We start from the raw sequence: 18,299 nt of genomic DNA on the forward strand, positions 1-18,299 counted from the left end.
CCCCGCCTGCAACGGCTCGTCGCCGCCGCCGAAGGTCGCGATCCGCTGCGGCCCTTCATGTACCGACAGGAAGCTGCCGACGCCATGGCCGGTGCCATGGGCATAATCGAGACCCCGCGCCCAGAGGAACTGCCGCGCCAATATGTCCAACTGTCCGCCGCGCGTCCCGACCGGGAACACTGCGCGCGCCAAAGCCACATGGCCCTTCAACACCAGCGTGAAGCGCTCCTGCATCTCGCGCGTCGGCGTGCCGATCGCCAGCGTGCGGGTCACGTCGGTGGTGCCGTCGCGATATTGGCCGCCCGAATCGACCAGATAAAGGGTGCCAGGCTCGATCGGGCGGTTGGTCTTTTCCTCGACCCGGTAATGCACCACCGCGCCGTTCGGCCCAGCGCCGCTGATCGTGTCGAAGGATAGATCTTCCAGCAGGCCGGTATCCTGGCGGAACGCCTCCAGCCGGTCGGCGGCGGTCATTTCGGTCTGCCCACCCTTGGGCGCTTCTACCGATACCCAGTGCAGGAAGCGGCTCAACGCCGCGCCATCGCGCGCCTGCGCGGCCTTGTGCCCGGCAATCTCGACCTCATTCTTGATCGCCTTGGGCAGAATCGCGGGGTCGCGCAGCGGCAGCACGGTCGCGCCGCCGCTGTCGAGCGCCTCGAAGATCGCCGCCACTGCCCGTTCAGGATCGGCCACCACGCTCTTGCCCGCAAAGCCTGCCAGCGCGTCGGCAAAATCCGCGCGATCATGTATGCGCACCGCATTGCCCAGATGCTGGGCGACCGCTTCGTCCATCTTTTCGGGCGCGACATAAAGGTCGGCGGTCGCATCGGCATGGACGATGGCATAGGCCAGCGCCACTGGCGTCCGATCCACATCCTTACCGCGAATGTTGAAGGTCCAGGCGATCGAATCGAGCGCGGACAATATGGCGGCGTCGGCTTTTTTCTCCACCAGCCAGTCGGCCATCGCCTGCCGCTTTTCCGCCGCGCTCTGCCCGGCATAGCGATCGTCATGGACGACCAGCCGGGCATCGCTGGGGGCAGGGCGGTCGGGCCACACAAGATCGACCGGGTTTGTGTCCACCGCCACCAGCGCCGCACCTTTGTCCGCCAGCGCGGCGCTGGCCTGTTCCACCCAGGCGCGGGTATGCAGCCAGGGATCATAGCCGATCCGCCCACCCTTCGCCGCGTGAGTGCCCAGCCACGACGCGATGGATGTCTGCGGCACGCTTTCATATTGCCACAGCGCGCCATCGACCTGTTCGCGCACCTGCAATGTATAACGGCCATCGACAAAGATCGCCGCCTGCTCCGGCAGCACCACGGCGCTGCCCGCAGACCCCTGAAATCCGGTCAGCCATGCGAGGCGCTGCGCATAGGCACCGACATATTCGCTCATATGCTCGTCGGTTAGCGGCACGACGAAACCGTCCAGCCGGTCGCGCGCAAGCTGGTCGCGCAGCGCGTTGAGACGGTCTTGATAGGTGGACATTCATACTTCCTTGCGTATCGGCCCCTTGCGCAGGCCATAATGGCAACAACATAAGCAGGCTGTGGCGCTTATGCCAGCGCCCGCCTTGCTCTCGCAGATGGACATTGAATGACCGTAAACACCATGCCGCCCGTCGTCGCTCCAGTCGCGCTGGCCCGGCCGCACAGTATCACCCATCATGGCATCACCGTCAGCGACGATTATGCCTGGCTGCGCGATCCGGGTTATCCGGATGTCAAGGATGCGGATGTGCTGGACTATCTGGCGCAGGAGAACGCCTGGTTCGAGGCGGCAATGGCCCCGCACAAGGGGCTGACCGACGCGCTGTTTGCCGAGATGAAGGGGCGGATCAAGGAAGATGACAGTTCCGTCCCGCAAAAGGATGGCGACTATATCTACTGGCGGGCGTTCGAGACCGGGGCGCAATATCGCAAATGGTATCGCAGGCCCGTGGCGGCCAAAGAGGATGGAACCGCGGACCAGCTGATCCTGGACGAACCGGCACTGGCACAGGGGCATGACTATTTCCGGCTGGGCGCGATGTCGGTCAGTCCCGATGGACGCTACCTGGCGTATGCCATCGACAATGACGGGTCGGAACGGTTCGAGGCGCGGATCAAGGATCTCTTCACTGGCGAGATATTGCCGGAGTCGATCCCCGACACGCTGTCCTCGCTGGTATGGACGAGCGACAGCAAGGGGCTGCTCTACGGCCTGGCCAATGAAAACTGGCGCACCGACAATGCCCGGCTGCACTGGCTGGGCCAAAGCGTCGAGAGCGATGTCGAACTGTTCCATGAGGATGATGAGGGGTTCCGCGTCTCTATCGGCCTCACCTCATCGGAAAAATGGATCGTCATTGCGACCGGCGATCATGTGACGACCGAGGCCTGGCTGATCCCCGCCGACAATCCCACCGCGCCGCCGCTGCTGGTGGCTGCGCGGCAGGCGGGGCGCGAATATGATGTCGATGAGCATGACGGCACGCTCTACATCAAGACCAACGACACCCATCCTAATTTTCGGCTGGTCAAGGCGACGCTCGACGCGCCCGACCAGTGGGAGGAAGTGATCGCGCCCGACGCCCATTTCTACCTGACCGATTTCACCCTGTTCAAACATTTCTACGTCACCGAAGGGCGGCTGGATGGTCTCGACCAGATCGAACTGCGCGACTATGCGACGCACAGGGCAAAGCGCCTGCCTTTCCCGGAAGCGAGCTATTCCGCGTCGCTGGACGATAATCCCGAATATGACGTGACGGTGCTGCGCATCGGCTATGAATCGATGGTCACGCCCGACACCATCTTCGACTATCATATGGCCGAAGAGCGGTTCGAGCTGCTCAAGGTGCAGGAAATCCCGTCGGGCTATGACGCGAGCCGCTACGCCACCGAGCGGCTGATGATCCCGGCGCGCGACGGCACGCAGATTCCGGTGTCGATCGTCTATCCCGCCGACCTGCCGCGCGACGGCAGCGCGCCGCTGCACCTCTATGGCTATGGTGCCTATGGCATGGCGATGGAGCCGGGCTTTTCGACCGGGCGGCTGTCGCTGCTCGACCGTGGCTTTGCCTTCGCCATCGCCCATATTCGCGGCGGTGACGATCTGGGCCAGCAATGGTATCTCGACGGCAAGCTGGACAAACGCAACAATACCTTCACCGACTTTGTCGATGTGGCCAAGGGGCTGATCGACCTCCACTATACGTCCAAGGGGCGGATCAGCATTTCGGGCGGCTCTGCGGGCGGCGAGTTGATGGGGGCGGTGATCAACTCCGATCCTGACCTGTGGGGCGCGGTGGTGGCGCATGTGCCGTTCGTCGATGTGCTGAACACGATGCTGGACGAAACATTGCCGCTGACGCCGGGCGAATGGCCCGAATGGGGCAACCCGATCGAGGACAAGACCGCGTTCGAGACGATCCTGTCCTATGATCCCTATGCCAATGTGAAGGCGCAGGATTACCCGCCGCTGATGGTGACCGCCGGTCTCAACGATCCGCGCGTGACCTATTGGGAGCCGGCCAAATGGGTCGCGAAACTGCGCGCGACCAAGACGGACGACAATGTCCTGCTGTTCAAGACCAATATGGGCGCAGGTCATGGCGGCAAGTCGGGCAGGTTCGAGAGCCTGCACGAAAGCGCGGAGGAGTTTGCCTTCATCCTGTGGCAGATGGGGATAGCTGGGGCGTGACAGAGAGCACCCCTTCGCCGTTCGCCCTGAGCCTGTCGAAGGGCCGTCCTTCTTGGAGCAGAGGACTGGGCTTCGACAAGCTCAGCCCGAACGGAGGATAGAGATGGCTTCGTCCTACACCACACGCATCACCGCCCAGCCCGCCGACATCGACATACTCGGCCATGTCAACAACGCGGTCTGGGTCCAATGGATGGAGCAGGTCGCGACCGAACATTGGACCCATGATGCCGACCCGGCGCATGTCGATGCCTATGTCTGGGTCGTGACCCGCCACGAAATCGACTATCGCGGCAATGTGGCGGAGGGCGAGACGGTGACGGCCCGCACCTGGATTCCCGACGGCCCGCGCGGTGCGCGCTTTGACCGGCTGATCGAATTCACCGGTCCCGACGGCAAGGTGAAGGTCATGGCCAGATCCACCTGGGCGATCGTGGACAAGGGCACTGGCCGGATATTGCGCGTGCCGCCGGAGGTTGCGGCGAATTTTGTGGATTGAGGGCGGGTGATGATCACTTACCTTTCCCCACCCCGTTCGGCCTGAGTAGGGACTGAGCGAAGTCGAAGGCCCGTATCGAAGGATATGCGTCCAAACGCAGTCCTTCGATACGCCATTTCGACAAGCTCAATGGCTACTCAGGACGAACGGTTCTATTCAACATGATAGCCTCAGTTTGGCCGCACCACCTCAAACACATCGCTTATCCCCGGCTCGACCGGCATATCCTCCCGCTCGGCCGCCTGCCGGTTCCACATCACGGCATAAAGACCGTCCGCCCGCACCAGATCGGCGTGGCGGCCGCGTTCGACGATGCGGCCCTGGTCCAGCACGATGATCTCGTCGGCGTCCACCACGGTGGACAGGCGGTGCGCGACGATCAGGGTCGTGCGTTTGCGCGCAATGTTGCGCAGCACGTCCTGAATCTCATTCTCGGTGCGGCTGTCGAGCGCGCTGGTCGCTTCGTCCAGCACCAGCACCGGCGGGTCTTTGAGCAGCGTGCGGGCAATCGCCACTCGCTGTTTTTCCCCGCCTGACAATTTGAGGCCACGCTCACCCACCCGCGTTTCATACCCCTTGGGCAGACCTAGGATGAAGTCGTGGATCGACGCCGCTTTTGCTGCGGTCTCAATCTCCGTCTGGGTCGCGCCTTCGCGGCCATAGCCGATATTATAGCCGACCGTGTCGTTGAACAGCACCATGTCCTGGGGCACGATGCCGATCGCCGCGCGCAGCGATGCCTGCGTCACGCTGGCGATGTCCTGCCCGTCGATGCTGACCTGCCCCGCCTGAATATCGTAGAAGCGGAACAGAATGCGCGCGATGGTGGACTTGCCCGCGCCCGATGGCCCCACGATCGCCAGCGTCCGTCCGGCAGGCACGGTGAAGCTGACATCATGCAAAATCTCCCGTTCGGGATCGTAACCAAAGCGCACATGATCGAACCGCACTTCGCCGCCCGACGCGATCAAGGCGGGCGCGCCGTTCGCGTCCGCAATTTCCTGTGGCGTGTCCATCAGCCTGTACATCGCCTCCATGTCGATCAGCCCCTGCCGGATCGTGCGATAGACCATGCCGAGCAGGTCCAATGGCCGGAACAGCTGGGCCAGCAGCGTATTGACCAGCACCACGTCGCCGGTGGTGAACTGCCCCCGGCTCCATCCCCACACGGTGTAGGCCATCGCGCCCGCCATCATCAGGTTGGTGATCAGCGACTGGCCGATATTGAGCCAGGCCAGGCTATTCTCGCTCTTGACCGCCGCCTGTGCGTAGCGTCGCATCGACGTGCCGTAACGCTGGGCCTCGCGTGCTTCCGCGCCGAAATATTTGACCGTCTCGAAATTGAGCAGGCTGTCGACCGCATGGGCGACCGCGTTGGTGTCCATGTCCACCATGTCGCGGCGCAACTGGTTGCGCCATTCGGTCACGGTGCGGGTGAACCAGATATAGAGGCCCACCATCACCAGCGTGACCGCGACCATCCACAGGCCGAACTTGACGTAGAAGATGGCGCAGACCGCGACCAGCTCCAGCACGGTGGGCGCGATGTTGAACAGCAGGAAATAGAGCATCGTGTCGATGCTCTTGGTCCCGCGCTCGACAATCTTGGTGACGGCGCCAGTGCGCCGGTCGAGATGGAAGCGCAGCGACAGGCGGTGGAGATGGACGAATACATCATCGGCCAGCCGCCGCCCGGCTTCCTGTCCCACCTGCTCGAACACCGCATTGCGCAGATTGTCGAACAAGACGCTGCCAAAGCGCGCGCCTGCATAAACCGCGACCAGCGCGATGGCGAGGCCGGCTGCCGGTTCCATTCCCGGCACCATCCGGTCGATCGCGGCCTTATAGGCAAAGGGCATGGCGAGGCTGATGATCTTGGCCGCCAGCACGCACAGCATGGCGACAACCACCCGCCGCCGCAGCGCCGGTGCGTCCGCTGGCCACAAATAGGGCAGGAATCGCCGCAGCGTCGCCCAGACAGGGGGCAAAGGCGCGGATGTGGGCATGTCAGGAGGCATAGAGGCTATGTAGAGGGCGGCGCGGGATTATCCAGCGGTGGTTTTTGGCGTCTCTTCCGCGCAATATCAAGCAGCGCGTGGGACGATGCTTTCTAGTTCGCTGTTCAGCGCACGCTTGGCCTCCAGCAGGGCATATTGAGCCTGCAACCGCAGGAAAAAACCCTCCGTCATGCCGAAATAGCGGCCAAGGCGAAGATCGAGTTCCGCATCCATCGGGCATGATCCGTCGATCACCGAACGCAGCCGTTCAGGCGTAACTTTGACAAGTCCAGCCATTTGCTCAATCGACAGATCGAGCGGCTCCATAAACTCTGATACCAGCATTTCCCCGGCATGATCGTTTTTCAGCCATTCAGGATTAGTGGTAATCGACAATCTCGACGTCATAGGCGTCTCCATCTTTCCAGAGGAAGCATATACGCCATTTCATGTTAATGGAAATACTGTGCTGCCCTGCCCGATCCTCCGAAAGCGCATGAAGGCGATTGCCGGGCGGATTTTTAAGGTCATCGAGATGTTCGGCAGCGTCAAGCATTCTGAGTTTGTTGTAAGCGCGATTCTGGATGTCAGGGGGCAATTTGCGGCTATGTTGGCCCAGCCAGATTTTTTCGGTTTCGGGATCGGCGAAGGAGCGGACCATTGGCTTGTCCTGTTCAGAGCAAGCCTTTTCATAATGCAAAAATGCGGGCTGTCTACAAGCGGTTTTGTCGCATGATGCGACGCCATTCTTTGACATAACAAGCTGAAAAAACGAGCAATTTTAGCACCGTATTATAATTTTCAGTTAACCACTAAATTATATATTTCAATCACTTAAAGCGTAATATTCGTTTGTTGGGTAACTAAAATTTTCTTTGCACCTTCCCGAACCGCCCCTTCCGCGTTCCCGGCTTGCCCTCGGTCGCGCGACCGCGTGGTGCTGCCACTTGCTGTTCGTGTGGCAGGCCCAGTTCTTCGGCTTCCAGCTTGCGGATTTCGTCGCGGATGCGGCCGGCTTCCTCGAATTCCAGGTCGGCGGCGGCGGCGCGCATTTTCTTTTCCAGATCCTCGATATAGGCGCGCAGATTGTGGCCGACCATGTGGGGGCGGTCGGCATCGCCGGTTTCCACCAGCACGCTGTCCTTGTTGGACACATGGGCGATGATGTCACCGATATTGCGTTTGATCGTGGTCGGGGTGATGCCGTGGAGCGCGTTATACTCCTCCTGCTTCGCACGCCGCCGCCCGGTTTCGTTCAGCGCGCGCTCCATCGAGCCGGTGATCCGGTCGGCATAGAGGATGACGCGCCCGTCGACGTTGCGCGCGGCGCGGCCGATCGTCTGGATCAGCGAGGTTTCGGAGCGCAAAAAGCCCTCCTTGTCGGCGTCGAGGATGGCGACGAGGCCACATTCGGGAATGTCCAGACCCTCGCGCAGCAGGTTGATGCCGATCAGCACGTCATAGACGCCGAGCCGCAGGTCACGGATCAGCTCGATTCGCTCCAGCGTCTCGACATCGCTATGCATGTAGCGGACCTTGATCCCCGCTTCGTGCATGAACTCTGTCAGATCCTCCGCCATCCGCTTCGTCAGCGTGGTGACGAGCGTGCGATAGCCATTCGCCGTCACCTTGCGACATTCGTTGATGAGGTCGTCGACCTGATCCTCGACCGGCTTGATCTCGACCGGCGGGTCGATCAGGCCGGTGGGGCGGATCACCTGTTCGCTGAATACGCCGCCGGTCTGCTCCATCTCCCACTTGCCGGGCGTCGCCGACACGCTGACCGTCTGCGGCCGCATCGCATCCCATTCGTTAAAGCGCAGCGGGCGGTTGTCGATACAACTGGGCAGGCGGAAACCATATTCGGCCAGCGTGATCTTGCGCCGGTGGTCGCCGCGCGCCATCGCGCCGATCTGCGGCACGGTCTGATGACTTTCATCGACGAACAGCAGCGCGTTTTCTGGCAGATATTCAAACAGCGTCGGCGGCGGCTCGCCCGGCAGGCGGCCGGTCAGGAAGCGGCTGTAATTCTCGATCCCCGCGCAGCTGCCGGTTGCGGCGATCATCTCCAGGTCGAAATTGGTGCGCTGCTCCAGTCGCTGCGCCTCCAGCAACTTGCCCTCCGCCTCCAGCTCTTTCAGCCGCTCGGTCAGCTCGAAGCGGATCGCCTCCATCGCCTGTTTCAGCGTCGGGCCGGGGGTCACATGGTGGCTGTTGGGAAAGACCTTTACATAGTCGAGGCTGGCGACCTTCTTGCCCGACAGGGGGTCGAACTCGACGATCGCCTCAATCTCATTACCAAAAAAGCTGATGCGCCAGGCGGTATCCTCATAATGGGACGGGAAAATCTCCAGATTGTCGCCCTTCACCCGGAAATTGCCGCGCGCAAAGCCTGCATCATTGCGCTTATACTGGAGCGCGACCAGCTTGCGTATGATCTCGCGCTGATCCTCTATCCCGCCCTTCTTCATCGAGAAGGTCATGGCCGAATAGGTTTCGACCGAGCCGATGCCATAGAGGCAACTGACCGACGCGACGATGATGCAGTCGTCGCGTTCCAGCAGCGATCGGGTGGCAGAATGGCGCATCCGGTCGATGCTTTCGTTTACGCTGCTTTCCTTCTCGATATAGGTGTCCGACCGCGCGACATAGGCTTCGGGCTGGTAATAGTCGTAATAGCTGACGAAATATTCGACCGCATTGTCGGGGAAGAAGCTTTTGAACTCGCCATAGAGCTGCGCTGCGAGAATCTTGTTGGGGGCCAGGATCAGCGCGGGGCGCTGCAACGCTTCGATCACCTTGGCCATGGTGAAAGTCTTGCCGGAGCCTGTGACGCCCAGCAGCACCTGATCGCGCTCGCCTGCCAGCGCCTGTTCGACCAGTTCGGGGATCGCGGTGCGCTGGTCGCCCGACGGCTCATAATCGCTCACCAGCGTGAAGGGACGTCCCCCCTCGCTCTTGTCCGGCCGCGCAGGCCGGTGCGGCACGAAGCTGGCGTCGGTGTCGGGCTCGTCGAGCGTGGTGCGGATCTGGATGGCCATGGGGGCAATATGGGGTCTTTGCGGCAGGACGCAATTGACGTCAGGGCTTCAACTCGAATGCGCCTTTGGGCGGGGGTGGATAGACGACAGGCTTGTCGCCGAAACGGGCGCGAAGGGCTGCTTCGCGTCGTTCGTCATCGATGATCTCGACATTGACCTCTTCGGGATATTTCATGCTGACGTGGAATTTTTTGCCTTGGATGGCATATTCAAGAACCGACCATCGCATATTTGGTCCGTCTGGTTCGAGATACCAAGCTTCCCAGAGAAGGTCAGCTAAGTTAGTTTTTCTTGGATCGTACCAGCGCACTACGTTGCCTTCATCTTTGAAGATGCTGGTATCCACCCAGCCTTCGCCGATTTCCACGTAAAGAAAGACGCCATTTGCATCGCCTCCCACAGTTTCGGCAAGCTCTTGCCCAATCTCGTTCATGAGCGGCCCCAACAGTTCCAGCTTATCTGTTCCCACTGGCCTGACCTTTCGTTTCGTTCGCGAATTCTCGGACACGCTTCTTTCCATCGACATACCATGTGACGGTGAGGCTGTAGGGTCGCTTTGATATTCCTTCATAATGCGGAACAATGTCCACGATGACTTTTTTCCCAACGCGTAATTCCTTGGCCCAGCCATCTTCCATGGCGCGATAGGCACCGCGGTTGAAATTCCGGTCCTGGGCGAAATGATTGACGCTGTCGCCGGGACCATTGAAGCGAGCGGCGATAAAATGGCCGCCATCGTCGCTTGCAAGGCGATCAGGTTTGCCCGCACTTGCCTGGTTACGGCGCGATCGGGATGCTTTTGGACCATTTGAAAGGTTGGCGAAGATTTTCCTCGGTCGCGCAATGACATCGATATGGAAATCATAGCCATTTTTTGTCTCCTTGCGCCAGTTCGTGTCGAGGATCTGGCTTTCCAGCGACGGTGGATTGGACGGGTCGGATGGCAATTTCCCGCCATGCGTGTCCATATAATATGCGAGCGCGAGAAACTTGGCTCTCGCCGCCCGTCCGGCGTCCAGATAGGCCTGATGCGGCAGCTTGATCCGCTGGCCGATGCTGAGCGGCCGGTCGATCGGATGCTGGTTCAGCCATGCCAGATCGCGCGCGGTCAGCCCCTTGCGCCGCGTCGCAATGCGCGTCAGCGTATCGCCGGACTGCACGATATAGGTGCTATGGTTGCCGGGATGATCCGCGCGCAGATAACGGCGATCCGGCACGCCACCGCTATCCGGCCGGGCCGGTCGCCGCACCTGTCCGCCAGCCCCGGCTCCACCTGCCTGCCCGCGATTGCCTTCACCGCGCGGGAAGTAGCGGCCTTGCCCGGCGAAGGTGAAGCGTCCGTCCTGTTCATCATGCCAGGGGTTGAATTTCACTTCGACCTGCACGGGCGGGAGCAGGTCGGTTCGCCGACCCGTGCGCAGATAGAGGTTGAAGGCTGTCAGTTCTGACTGATTGCTCGACTGATTCCCCGGCATTTGCGCATCCCCCGATTTGCGGGGAAGGACGTAGCATAATGAACAGAACAAAACAAGAACAAATGGACCGAATTCGTCCATATCGGTGCCAATTTTGCATTGTCGCACAGGCTTGATATGCTCCTTGCCGACAGGCAGCATGTGCCGACGCGATGAGGGGATTAGCGATGATCAGAGCTACACTTGCTGCCGCCACGATGGCGCTGCTGCTCGCTGCCTGCGGTGACAAGCCCGGCGATACGCCTGCCACTGGCACCGACTCCATGAGCAAGGCGGAGGTCAAGGCCGCCGTGGACAAGGTACAGCTGAAGCCGGGCCAGTGGGAAGGGCGCTTCACCGTGCAGGACATCGACCTGTCCAACATGCCGGGCGCTCCTGCGGGCATGAAGGACCAGATGAAGAGCATGATGAGCCAGACGTCGCTCAAATATTGCGTCACGCCGGAGGAAGCGGCCAATCCGAGCGGCGAGATGTTCTCCGGTCAGGAGAATAAGGACTGTAGCTATCAGGGCTTTGCCGTCAGCGGCGGCACGGTGAAGGGGCAGGTGTCGTGCAAGGCGGATGGCGGCACGATGACCGCCGCCATGTCCGGCACCTATGGCGGGGAAAGCTATGTCATGCATATGGACATGAAGATGGCGGGCGGCCCCGACGGCATGGCCATGGCGATGAAGGCGCGGTCGGAGGGCAAGTGGATCGGCCCGACCTGTACCACGACGGAATAAGCCACGCGCATTTCCGCTTGCGCTTTGGCCGCGACGGGTAGAGCCTTGCCCCGTTCCGATTAAGAGAACAGGGGAGAGGATATGCAAAAGACCGTGCTCGCGGCGATCCCGCTTGCGATGATATTTGGCTTGGGCGGCTGTAGCGAACCGGCCCCCGCGCCCGAAGTGGAGGAAGCGCCGATCCTGATGCAGGCCGGCGAGTGGGTGCTGACTCGTAAGACCACCGGCTACAACACGCCTACCGTTACCCCGGCGCAATATCGGGCGGCGCTTGAACAGGTTAGCGAGGACAAGGTCTGCCTGAGCGTCGATGGCGAAGGAATGCCTGACGCCGCAGCCCTGGCGGGCAAGGACGGCACCGCCTGCACCTACAAGGACAAGATGGCGCGCAAGGGCCGTCTGATCGCGACGCTGGCCTGCACGGCCGGCAAGGGCACGTCGGAAATAGCGGTCGAGGGCAATTATACCGCCGATACGCTGACGCTGGGTGAAACCATGACACAATCGGAAGGCGGCGGCGCGGTGCTGCGCGCGACCTATGATTTGAGCGGCAAGCGGATGGGGGATTGTCCCAAGGGCTGAACCCTATTCCAGCGCCCTGATCGCGCGCCGGTCGCATCGTCCCTTGCCGCGTGGCACGGCGGAATAGCCCGGCACCATCAGCGACTGGCCGACGCGCAGCGGGGCGAAGCGTTTGCGATCGATCCCCGCGCACGCCAGGAACAGGTCCAGCATCCGGGGCGGCGTATCCCATTGTTCGTAGGACAGGCGGAACGTCCCCCAATGGATCGGGATCGCGGTTGATGCGCCCAACCGCTCGAACACCTCCACGGCCTGCTGCGGGCCGATATGCGCGTCCGACGCCATCTGCCCCGTCCAGAAGCGGAAGGCACCGATCGGGATCAGCGCCAGCCGGATCGGGCCGAAGCGCGTGGCCTCATAGGGCCAGCCTATGTCGCCCGCGCCAGTGTCTCCAGCAAAGAAGATATTGCCCGCGCGCGTCTCTATCAAAAAGCTCGACCAGAGCGCCCGGTTGCGATCGGCGCCCCAGCGGCTGCTCCAATGATGGTTGCGGGTCACATGGACGCGATAATCGGGACAATGTTCGTAATTGCCGCACTGGATGACTGCCTGTGGGGCAAGTCCGTTGAGCGCCGCGCCGCTGATCGACTGGCCCCAGTCGAGCGCGGTGGAAGGGATGCCATGTGCCTTCAAAATCATGTCATTGCCCAGGCTGGTGACGATCTTGGGCCGGTCGCGGTCCCAAAGTCTTTTCAGCGTCGGCAGGTCCATATGGTCGTAATGATTGTGGCTCAGCACGACCAGGTCGATCTTGGGCAGGTCGTCGAAGCGGACGCCCGGCTGCGCGACCCGCTTGGGGCCGAAGGGGGGCAGGGGACTGGCATGGTCCGACCAGATCGGGTCGGTCAATATGTTGATGCCCGCCGCCTGCACCAGCACGGTCGCATGGCCCACCCATGTCGCCACCATCCCGCGCGGCGCGGCAAAGGGAGCGGGGCGAGCTTGCTTGACCGCTATGCCATCGGGCCATGGCGGCCGGTCGTCATTGCCCAGCAGCCAGCGGGCGATAAAGCCCTGACGGCTCGTCCCCGGCGGGGCCGGCACGTCGATCACCCCATCGGGATTGAAGAAATGCGCGCCGTCATAATGGCGGCTTTCCGGCCCTTCATAATAGATGCGATCGAGGAAGGGCGGCACGATCGTCACGGCCAGGCACAGGGCAACCATTGCAAACAGCAATGTCACCCCGATGCCCTTCACGAATTTGGCAATCACTCCGCCGCGATGCCCGCCGCCTTGAACATGTCGGGGTCGGTGGCATCGTCCGCATTGGCGGGTGCCGCGCGGGTCTTGCGGCGGTCGAAGGCATCCCAGACTTCGTTCCACTGACCGCGGGTCGCGCCCTTGCTATATTCGGTGGCGCGGGTTTCAAAGAAATTGGCATGTTCGACGCCGTTGAGCATCGGGGCGAGCCAGGGCAGCGGATGCTCGTCGATCATGTAGATGGGCTTGAGGCCCAACTGGCCCAGCCGCCAGTCGGCGATGTAGCGGACATATTTCTTGATGTCCTTGGGCGTCATGCCGGGGACCGGTCCCATCTCGAACACCAGATCGACAAAGGCGTCCTCGATACGAACGGTTTTCTGGCACATGTCCATGATGTCGTCCTTGACCGCGGGGGTCAGGCACTGGCGTTCGGCGCAGAAGGCGTGGAACAGCTTGATGATGCCCTCGCAATGCAGCGTTTCGTCGCGGATCGACCAGGTGACGATCTGGCCCATGCCCTTCATCTTGTTGAAGCGCGGGAAGTTCATCAGCATCGCGAAGCTGGCGAAGAGCTGCAAGCCTTCGGTAAAGCCGCCGAACATGGCCAGGGTGCGGGCGATATCCTCGTCCGTGTCGACGCCGAATTGTTGCAGATAGTCGTGCTTGTCCTTCATCTCCTTATATTGGAGGAAGGCCGAATATTCGCTTTCGGGCATGCCGATCGTGTCGAGCAGGTGCGAGTAAGCGGCGATATGGACGGTTTCCATGTTGCTGAACGCGGTCAGCATCATCTTGACCTCGGTCGGCTTGAACACGCGGCCATATTTTTCATGGTAGCAATCCTGCACTTCCACGTCGGCCTGAGTGAAGAAGCGGAAAATCTGTGTCAGCAGGTTGCGCTCATGATCGGACAGCTTCTGCGCCCAGTCGCGGCAATCCTCCCCCAAAGGCACTTCTTCGGGCAGCCAGTGCAGCTGCTGCTGGCGCTTCCAGAATTCATAGGCCCAAGGGTACTCGAACGGCTTATAGACTTTGGAGGCCTGAAGAAGAGACATGTTGCACCTGCTCGAAACTTTAATAGGGATGAGATATGATTGTATAACCCAAGCTAGATATAAACTTGCGCCTGCATTCAATGTAGCTTTCGTCATGCAAACGAACCGGGCCATCAATAAATAAGGCATACTTTATTGTATGATCGCTATCAATTGATTCCCAAGACAAATCCGCTACATATGGCCCGATGCGCTTGTTTTGGTTAATATATATATATCTATTTAAACAATCTTCATGAAATTGAGTCATTAAATCATTACTTTTTCTGGAAACCTTTTTTCTCCAGAATAGTCTATCGGACAAGTCGAAATTTTTCCTAGATTTTTTGTTTTTAAAGTTAGACCTAGAATGTTCTTTTAATGACAGAGAGGCAATAATTAATATAAGGACGAGGGACAAAGACGATAATCCAACCCACCAATCGTTCGACAATTCGCATTCTTCGCATGAAACATACGAATGGATAACTATCATTGTAGAACTTAGAATAATTGGGAGAACATAAAACGGCCAAACAGACTCGTCGGATATGTTCTTTAAAGTAGGGCGAACATGCCTGCCATTCTTATTCTTATATCTTAATGATATCGTTGGAATTTTAATCGTATTATCTCTATATCTTATGGCCTCTTCGATATCTCTCGAGTTGTATATATGAACCATTTGGAGGGATTTATTCAGGCCATCCAAAAGCCAAAACATAGAAGCGCTCAAAGTAAGAATCATTACTGCGGTCCCCGGCAATATTTTGTTACCGGAGTTAAATCCAAAATAACCAGCCAGAAGAATAGCGTTTAAACTAATACTCCAAGATCTAATGTGAAAAAGAAAACTGTCATAGCTTTGAATTCCCGTACGGCAAATTTCATACTCGCGCCAAGCAAATTCGAGCCAACTTCCATTCTCTTTATCAAGCTCTGCCATGTTACTGACAGGCCAAGCACTCGTCATAGTCCGTGGTCTCGCCAATCTCGAATTTGGGCGCGTCGATCGTGTTGTCGGCTTCCACGCCGCCCGCAAAACCGGCGCGCTGCACGCTCTTGGACCGCAGATAGTAAAGCGACTTGATGCCCAGTTCCCATGCGCGGAAGTGGAGCATGAGCAGGTCCCATTTCTCCACGTCGGCCGGGATGAACAGGTTGAGCGACTGCGCCTGATCAATGAACGGCGTGCGATCAGCGGCGAGTTCGAGCAGCCAGCGCTGGTCGATTTCAAAGCTGGTCTTGAACGTGTCCTTTTCTTCCTGGCTCAGGAAGTCGAGATGCTGGACCGAGCCGCCATGTTCCAGGATCGAGTTCCAGACATTGGTCGAATCCTTGGCCTTTTCGACCAGCAGCTTTTCCAGATACGGATTCTTGATCGAGAAGCTGCCCGACAGCGTCTTGTGGGTGTAGATGTTCGCCGGGATCGGCTCGATGCAGGCCGACGTGCCGCCGCAGATGATGGAAATCGACGCGGTCGGCGCGATCGCCATCTTGCAGGAGAAACGCTCCATCACGCCCTGATCGGCGGCGTCGGGGCAGGGGCCGCGCTCGATCGCGAGTTGCATCGAGGCTTCGTCGACCTGGCTCTTGATATGTTTGAACATGCGCAGGTTCCACGACTTGGCCATCGCACCCTCAAACGGGATGCCGCGCGCCTGGAGGAAGCTGTGGAAGCCCATGACGCCCAGCCCGACCGAACGTTCGCGGCTGGCGCTATATTTGGCGCGTGCCATTTCGGGCGGTGCGCGGTCGATATAGTCCTGCAGCACATTGTCGAGGAAGCGCATGATATCCTCGGCAAACAGCTTCTCATCCTTCCACTCGTCCCAGGTTTCCAGGTTCATCGAGGAGAGGCAGCACACGGCGGTGCGGTCATTGCCGAGATGGTCGCGACCCGTCGGCAAAGTGATTTCTGAGCAGAGGTTGGAGGTCGAGACCTTCAAACCCAGGTCGCGGTGATGCTTGGGCATCATCCGGTTCACCGTGTCGTTGAACACGATATAGGGCTCGCCGGTGGCCAGGCGAGTTTCCACCAGCTTCTGGAACAGGGCGCGGGCGTTGACGGTGCCGCGGATCGACTGGTCCTTGGGGCTGCGCAGGTGGAAGTCGCTGCCGTCGCGCACCGCTTCCATAAATTCGTCGGTCAGCAGCACGCCATGATGAAGGTTGAGCGCCTTGCGGTTGAAGTCGCCCGATGGCTTGCGGATTTCGAGGAACTCCTCGATTTCCGGGTGGGAGACGTCGAGATAGCAGGCGGCCGAGCCACGGCGCAGGCTGCCCTGGCTGATCGCGAGGGTGAGCGAATCCATGACGCGGACGAAGGGGATGATGCCGCTGGTCTTGCCATTGAGGCCGACCGGCTCGCCAATGCCACGCACGCTGCCCCAATAAGTGCCGATGCCGCCGCCGCGCGAGGCGAGCCATACATTCTCGTTCCAGGTGTTGACGATGCCTTCCAGGCTGTCGTCCACGGAGTTGAGATAGCAGCTGATCGGCAGGCCGCGCCCGGTGCCGCCGTTCGACAGCACGGGCGTGGACGGCATGAACCAGAGGCGCGAGATATAGTCATAGACGCGCTGGGCATGATCCTGATCATCGGCATAGGCGGCCGCGACGCGGGCGAACATGTCCTGATAGGATTCGCCGGGCAGCAGATAGCGGTCCTGTAGCGTCTCCTTGCCGAAGTCGGTCAGCAGCGCGTCGCGCGACGGATCGGTCACGACGTCGAAGCGCCGTTCCTGCACTGAGGAAGAGGATAAAGGCTCGGCCTTGGTCGGCGCGGCAGGCTGTTCGCTCACCCGGTCCATCACATCATCCATCACAGTCGCCACGTCGTTTGTACCACCCTGTCCGCTATCTCGAAAATCCATATGCGCCCCCAAATGTTCCTGTTCCGTTCGATTCGGTCAAGCTGGTTCGGCAGATGCCGTTCACCTTAGCAGAAACCATATCGCGACGGGCCGGAAATGGGACCAACTGACGCGATTACAGGGACAAAAACCCCCTTGCGCTGGAAACTGGTCCAGCGACACAATCACAATCTGTTGGGTGACCCCCGTTTACCCGATACCACAGATAGTGCCATAGCCTGTTTTGGGCGCAAGAGGGTAAATGACGGTTTAGGGACTCAGCTCATCGCTGTTCCGATTCCTTTCGTCGCCGTTTTTGACCGTTGCAACGCAGCGACGCACGGACTTTCCTCACTCCCCCGAAAGACAAGTGGGAAAAGCGGAATAAAAAATAATTTTGCCTTGCCACGAAAATGCGTGGTGCGCGCAAAAAGCGCTATGGTGGAGCCTCCAGCCGCTCGCCCCGTTCACCGACGCAAAGGCCGATCGATGATTCTCTATTATCACCCGCTCTCTTCCTATTGCTGGAAGGTGCTGATCGCCTTTTACGAAAATGGCACGCCCTTCACGCCCCGGATGATGGAGGAGGCCGGCGTCGCGCAGGAATGGCTGGCGCTATGGCCGATCGGCAAATTCCCCCTGCTGCGCGATTCGACCCGCGACACGATCGTCGCCGAAGCCAGCATCATCATCGAATATCTGATGAACCATGAACCGGGCACTTTCCGGCCGATTCCGCTCAACCCCGACGCGGCGCTCCAGGTGCGGATGATGGACCGGCTGTTCGACAATTATGTGATGACGCCGATGCAGGCGATTGTCGCCGACCGGCTGCGCCCGGCCGACTCGCGCGATCCCCATGGCGTCGATCAGGCGCGCGCTCTGATCGCCAAGGCCTATGCCCTGCTGGAAATGCGGATCGGCACGCATGGCTGGGCCGTGGGCGAGAATTTCACCCTGGCCGATTGCGCCGCGGCTCCAGCGCTCTTCTATGCCGACAAGATGGTGCCGATCGGCACCGACCATCCACGCCTGTCCGCCTATCTCGCCCGGCTGGTGGCGCGCCCCAGCTTTGCGCGAGTGCTGGTAGAGAAGGAACCATGGTGGCCGATGTTCCCCTTTGCGGACGGGTAAGAGTTTGTCTCGAAATGCGCCTCCGGCGCATCCGCACCGGCCCTCACCCCCACCCGACCTCCCA

Annotated in this window: 16 protein-coding genes; 5 read left to right on the top strand and 11 right to left on the bottom strand. The window is 60.0% G+C overall.

Annotated elements, in window-relative coordinates; translation table 11 throughout:
- The coding region (locus EBBID32_RS00170; RefSeq protein ID WP_037487859.1) for a M24B family metallopeptidase at window positions 1-1,491 on the bottom strand (1,491 nt) is incomplete at its 3' end.
- Between the two features lie 108 nt (window positions 1,492-1,599).
- Here EBBID32_RS00170 and EBBID32_RS00175 point away from each other — a divergent pair.
- Window positions 1,600-3,687, top strand: coding sequence for a S9 family peptidase (locus EBBID32_RS00175; protein ID WP_006948641.1), 2,088 nt, complete (start codon window positions 1,600-1,602; stop codon window positions 3,685-3,687).
- A gap of 103 nt (window positions 3,688-3,790) precedes the next feature.
- Window positions 3,791-4,186, top strand: a complete 396-nt coding sequence (locus tag EBBID32_RS00180) for an acyl-CoA thioesterase (RefSeq protein ID WP_006948645.1) — start codon at window positions 3,791-3,793, stop codon at window positions 4,184-4,186.
- A 170-nt stretch (window positions 4,187-4,356) separates the two neighbouring features.
- On the opposite strand, the gene EBBID32_RS00185 is transcribed toward EBBID32_RS00180, so the two are convergent.
- From EBBID32_RS00185 to EBBID32_RS00210, 6 genes are all read right to left on the bottom strand, one after another.
- Window positions 4,357-6,204, bottom strand: coding sequence for an ABCB family ABC transporter ATP-binding protein/permease (locus EBBID32_RS00185; RefSeq protein ID WP_037487862.1), 1,848 nt, complete (start codon window positions 6,202-6,204; stop codon window positions 4,357-4,359).
- Between the two features lie 66 nt (window positions 6,205-6,270).
- Window positions 6,271-6,591 (bottom strand): HigA family addiction module antitoxin, encoded by a 321-nt coding sequence (locus tag EBBID32_RS00190; RefSeq protein WP_037487865.1) that lies wholly within the window; start codon window positions 6,589-6,591, stop codon window positions 6,271-6,273.
- The gene (locus EBBID32_RS00195; RefSeq protein ID WP_006948649.1) at window positions 6,563-6,844 is read right to left on the bottom strand and encodes a type II toxin-antitoxin system RelE/ParE family toxin; all 282 of its coding nucleotides are present in this window, start codon (window positions 6,842-6,844) and stop codon (window positions 6,563-6,565) included. Before EBBID32_RS00195 ends, EBBID32_RS00190 begins: the two co-directional genes overlap by 29 nt.
- Before the next feature lie 202 nt (window positions 6,845-7,046).
- Window positions 7,047-9,224: an excinuclease ABC subunit UvrB gene (gene uvrB, locus EBBID32_RS00200; protein WP_006948652.1), complete on the bottom strand. Its 2,178-nt coding sequence runs from the start codon at window positions 9,222-9,224 to the stop codon at window positions 7,047-7,049.
- Window positions 9,225-9,264: 40 nt separating this feature from the next.
- Window positions 9,265-9,657 carry a hypothetical protein gene (locus EBBID32_RS00205; protein ID WP_051093211.1) on the bottom strand — a complete coding sequence of 131 codons (393 nt, stop codon included), beginning with the start codon at window positions 9,655-9,657 and terminating at the stop codon, window positions 9,265-9,267.
- A 22-nt stretch (window positions 9,658-9,679) separates the two neighbouring features.
- Window positions 9,680-10,699, bottom strand: coding sequence for a LysM peptidoglycan-binding domain-containing protein (locus EBBID32_RS00210; RefSeq protein ID WP_037487873.1), 1,020 nt, complete (start codon window positions 10,697-10,699; stop codon window positions 9,680-9,682).
- 167 nt (window positions 10,700-10,866) lie between these two features.
- Between EBBID32_RS00210 and EBBID32_RS00215 the strand changes: the two genes are divergently transcribed.
- Window positions 10,867-11,424, top strand: a complete 558-nt coding sequence (locus tag EBBID32_RS00215) for a DUF3617 domain-containing protein (RefSeq protein WP_006948656.1) — start codon at window positions 10,867-10,869, stop codon at window positions 11,422-11,424.
- A gap of 81 nt (window positions 11,425-11,505) precedes the next feature.
- Window positions 11,506-12,006: a DUF3617 domain-containing protein gene (locus EBBID32_RS00220; protein WP_037487870.1), complete on the top strand. Its 501-nt coding sequence runs from the start codon at window positions 11,506-11,508 to the stop codon at window positions 12,004-12,006.
- 3 nt (window positions 12,007-12,009) lie between these two features.
- Here EBBID32_RS00220 and EBBID32_RS00225 read toward each other — a convergent pair whose 3' ends face one another.
- Genes EBBID32_RS00225 through EBBID32_RS00235 form a run of 4 tightly spaced genes read right to left on the bottom strand, consistent with a single transcriptional unit; the run spans window position 12,010 to window position 17,122 of the window.
- Entirely contained in the window at window positions 12,010-13,173 is a 1,164-nt protein-coding gene (locus tag EBBID32_RS00225) for an MBL fold metallo-hydrolase (RefSeq protein ID WP_156022422.1), read from the bottom strand.
- A gap of 44 nt (window positions 13,174-13,217) precedes the next feature.
- The gene (locus EBBID32_RS00230) at window positions 13,218-14,267 is read right to left on the bottom strand and encodes a ribonucleotide-diphosphate reductase subunit beta (RefSeq protein ID WP_006948666.1); all 1,050 of its coding nucleotides are present in this window, start codon (window positions 14,265-14,267) and stop codon (window positions 13,218-13,220) included.
- A gap of 19 nt (window positions 14,268-14,286) precedes the next feature.
- On the bottom strand, window positions 14,287-15,192 hold the full coding sequence (locus EBBID32_RS23905) for a hypothetical protein (protein WP_156022420.1): 906 nt from the start codon (window positions 15,190-15,192) through the stop codon (window positions 14,287-14,289).
- Between the two features lies 1 nt (window position 15,193).
- A complete protein-coding gene (locus EBBID32_RS00235) occupies window positions 15,194-17,122 on the bottom strand; it encodes a ribonucleoside-diphosphate reductase subunit alpha (protein ID WP_037487872.1) in 1,929 nt (642 codons plus the stop codon).
- A gap of 468 nt (window positions 17,123-17,590) precedes the next feature.
- On the opposite strand from EBBID32_RS00235, the gene EBBID32_RS00240 reads away from it, so the two are divergent.
- Complete coding sequence (locus EBBID32_RS00240; protein ID WP_006948674.1) at window positions 17,591-18,235, top strand: glutathione S-transferase family protein; 645 nt, start codon at window positions 17,591-17,593, stop codon at window positions 18,233-18,235.
- Window positions 18,236-18,299 lie beyond the last annotated feature (64 nt).

It is taken from the genome of Sphingobium indicum BiD32 (genome assembly GCF_000382885.1).
Classification (GTDB): domain Bacteria; phylum Pseudomonadota; class Alphaproteobacteria; order Sphingomonadales; family Sphingomonadaceae; genus Sphingobium; species Sphingobium japonicum_C.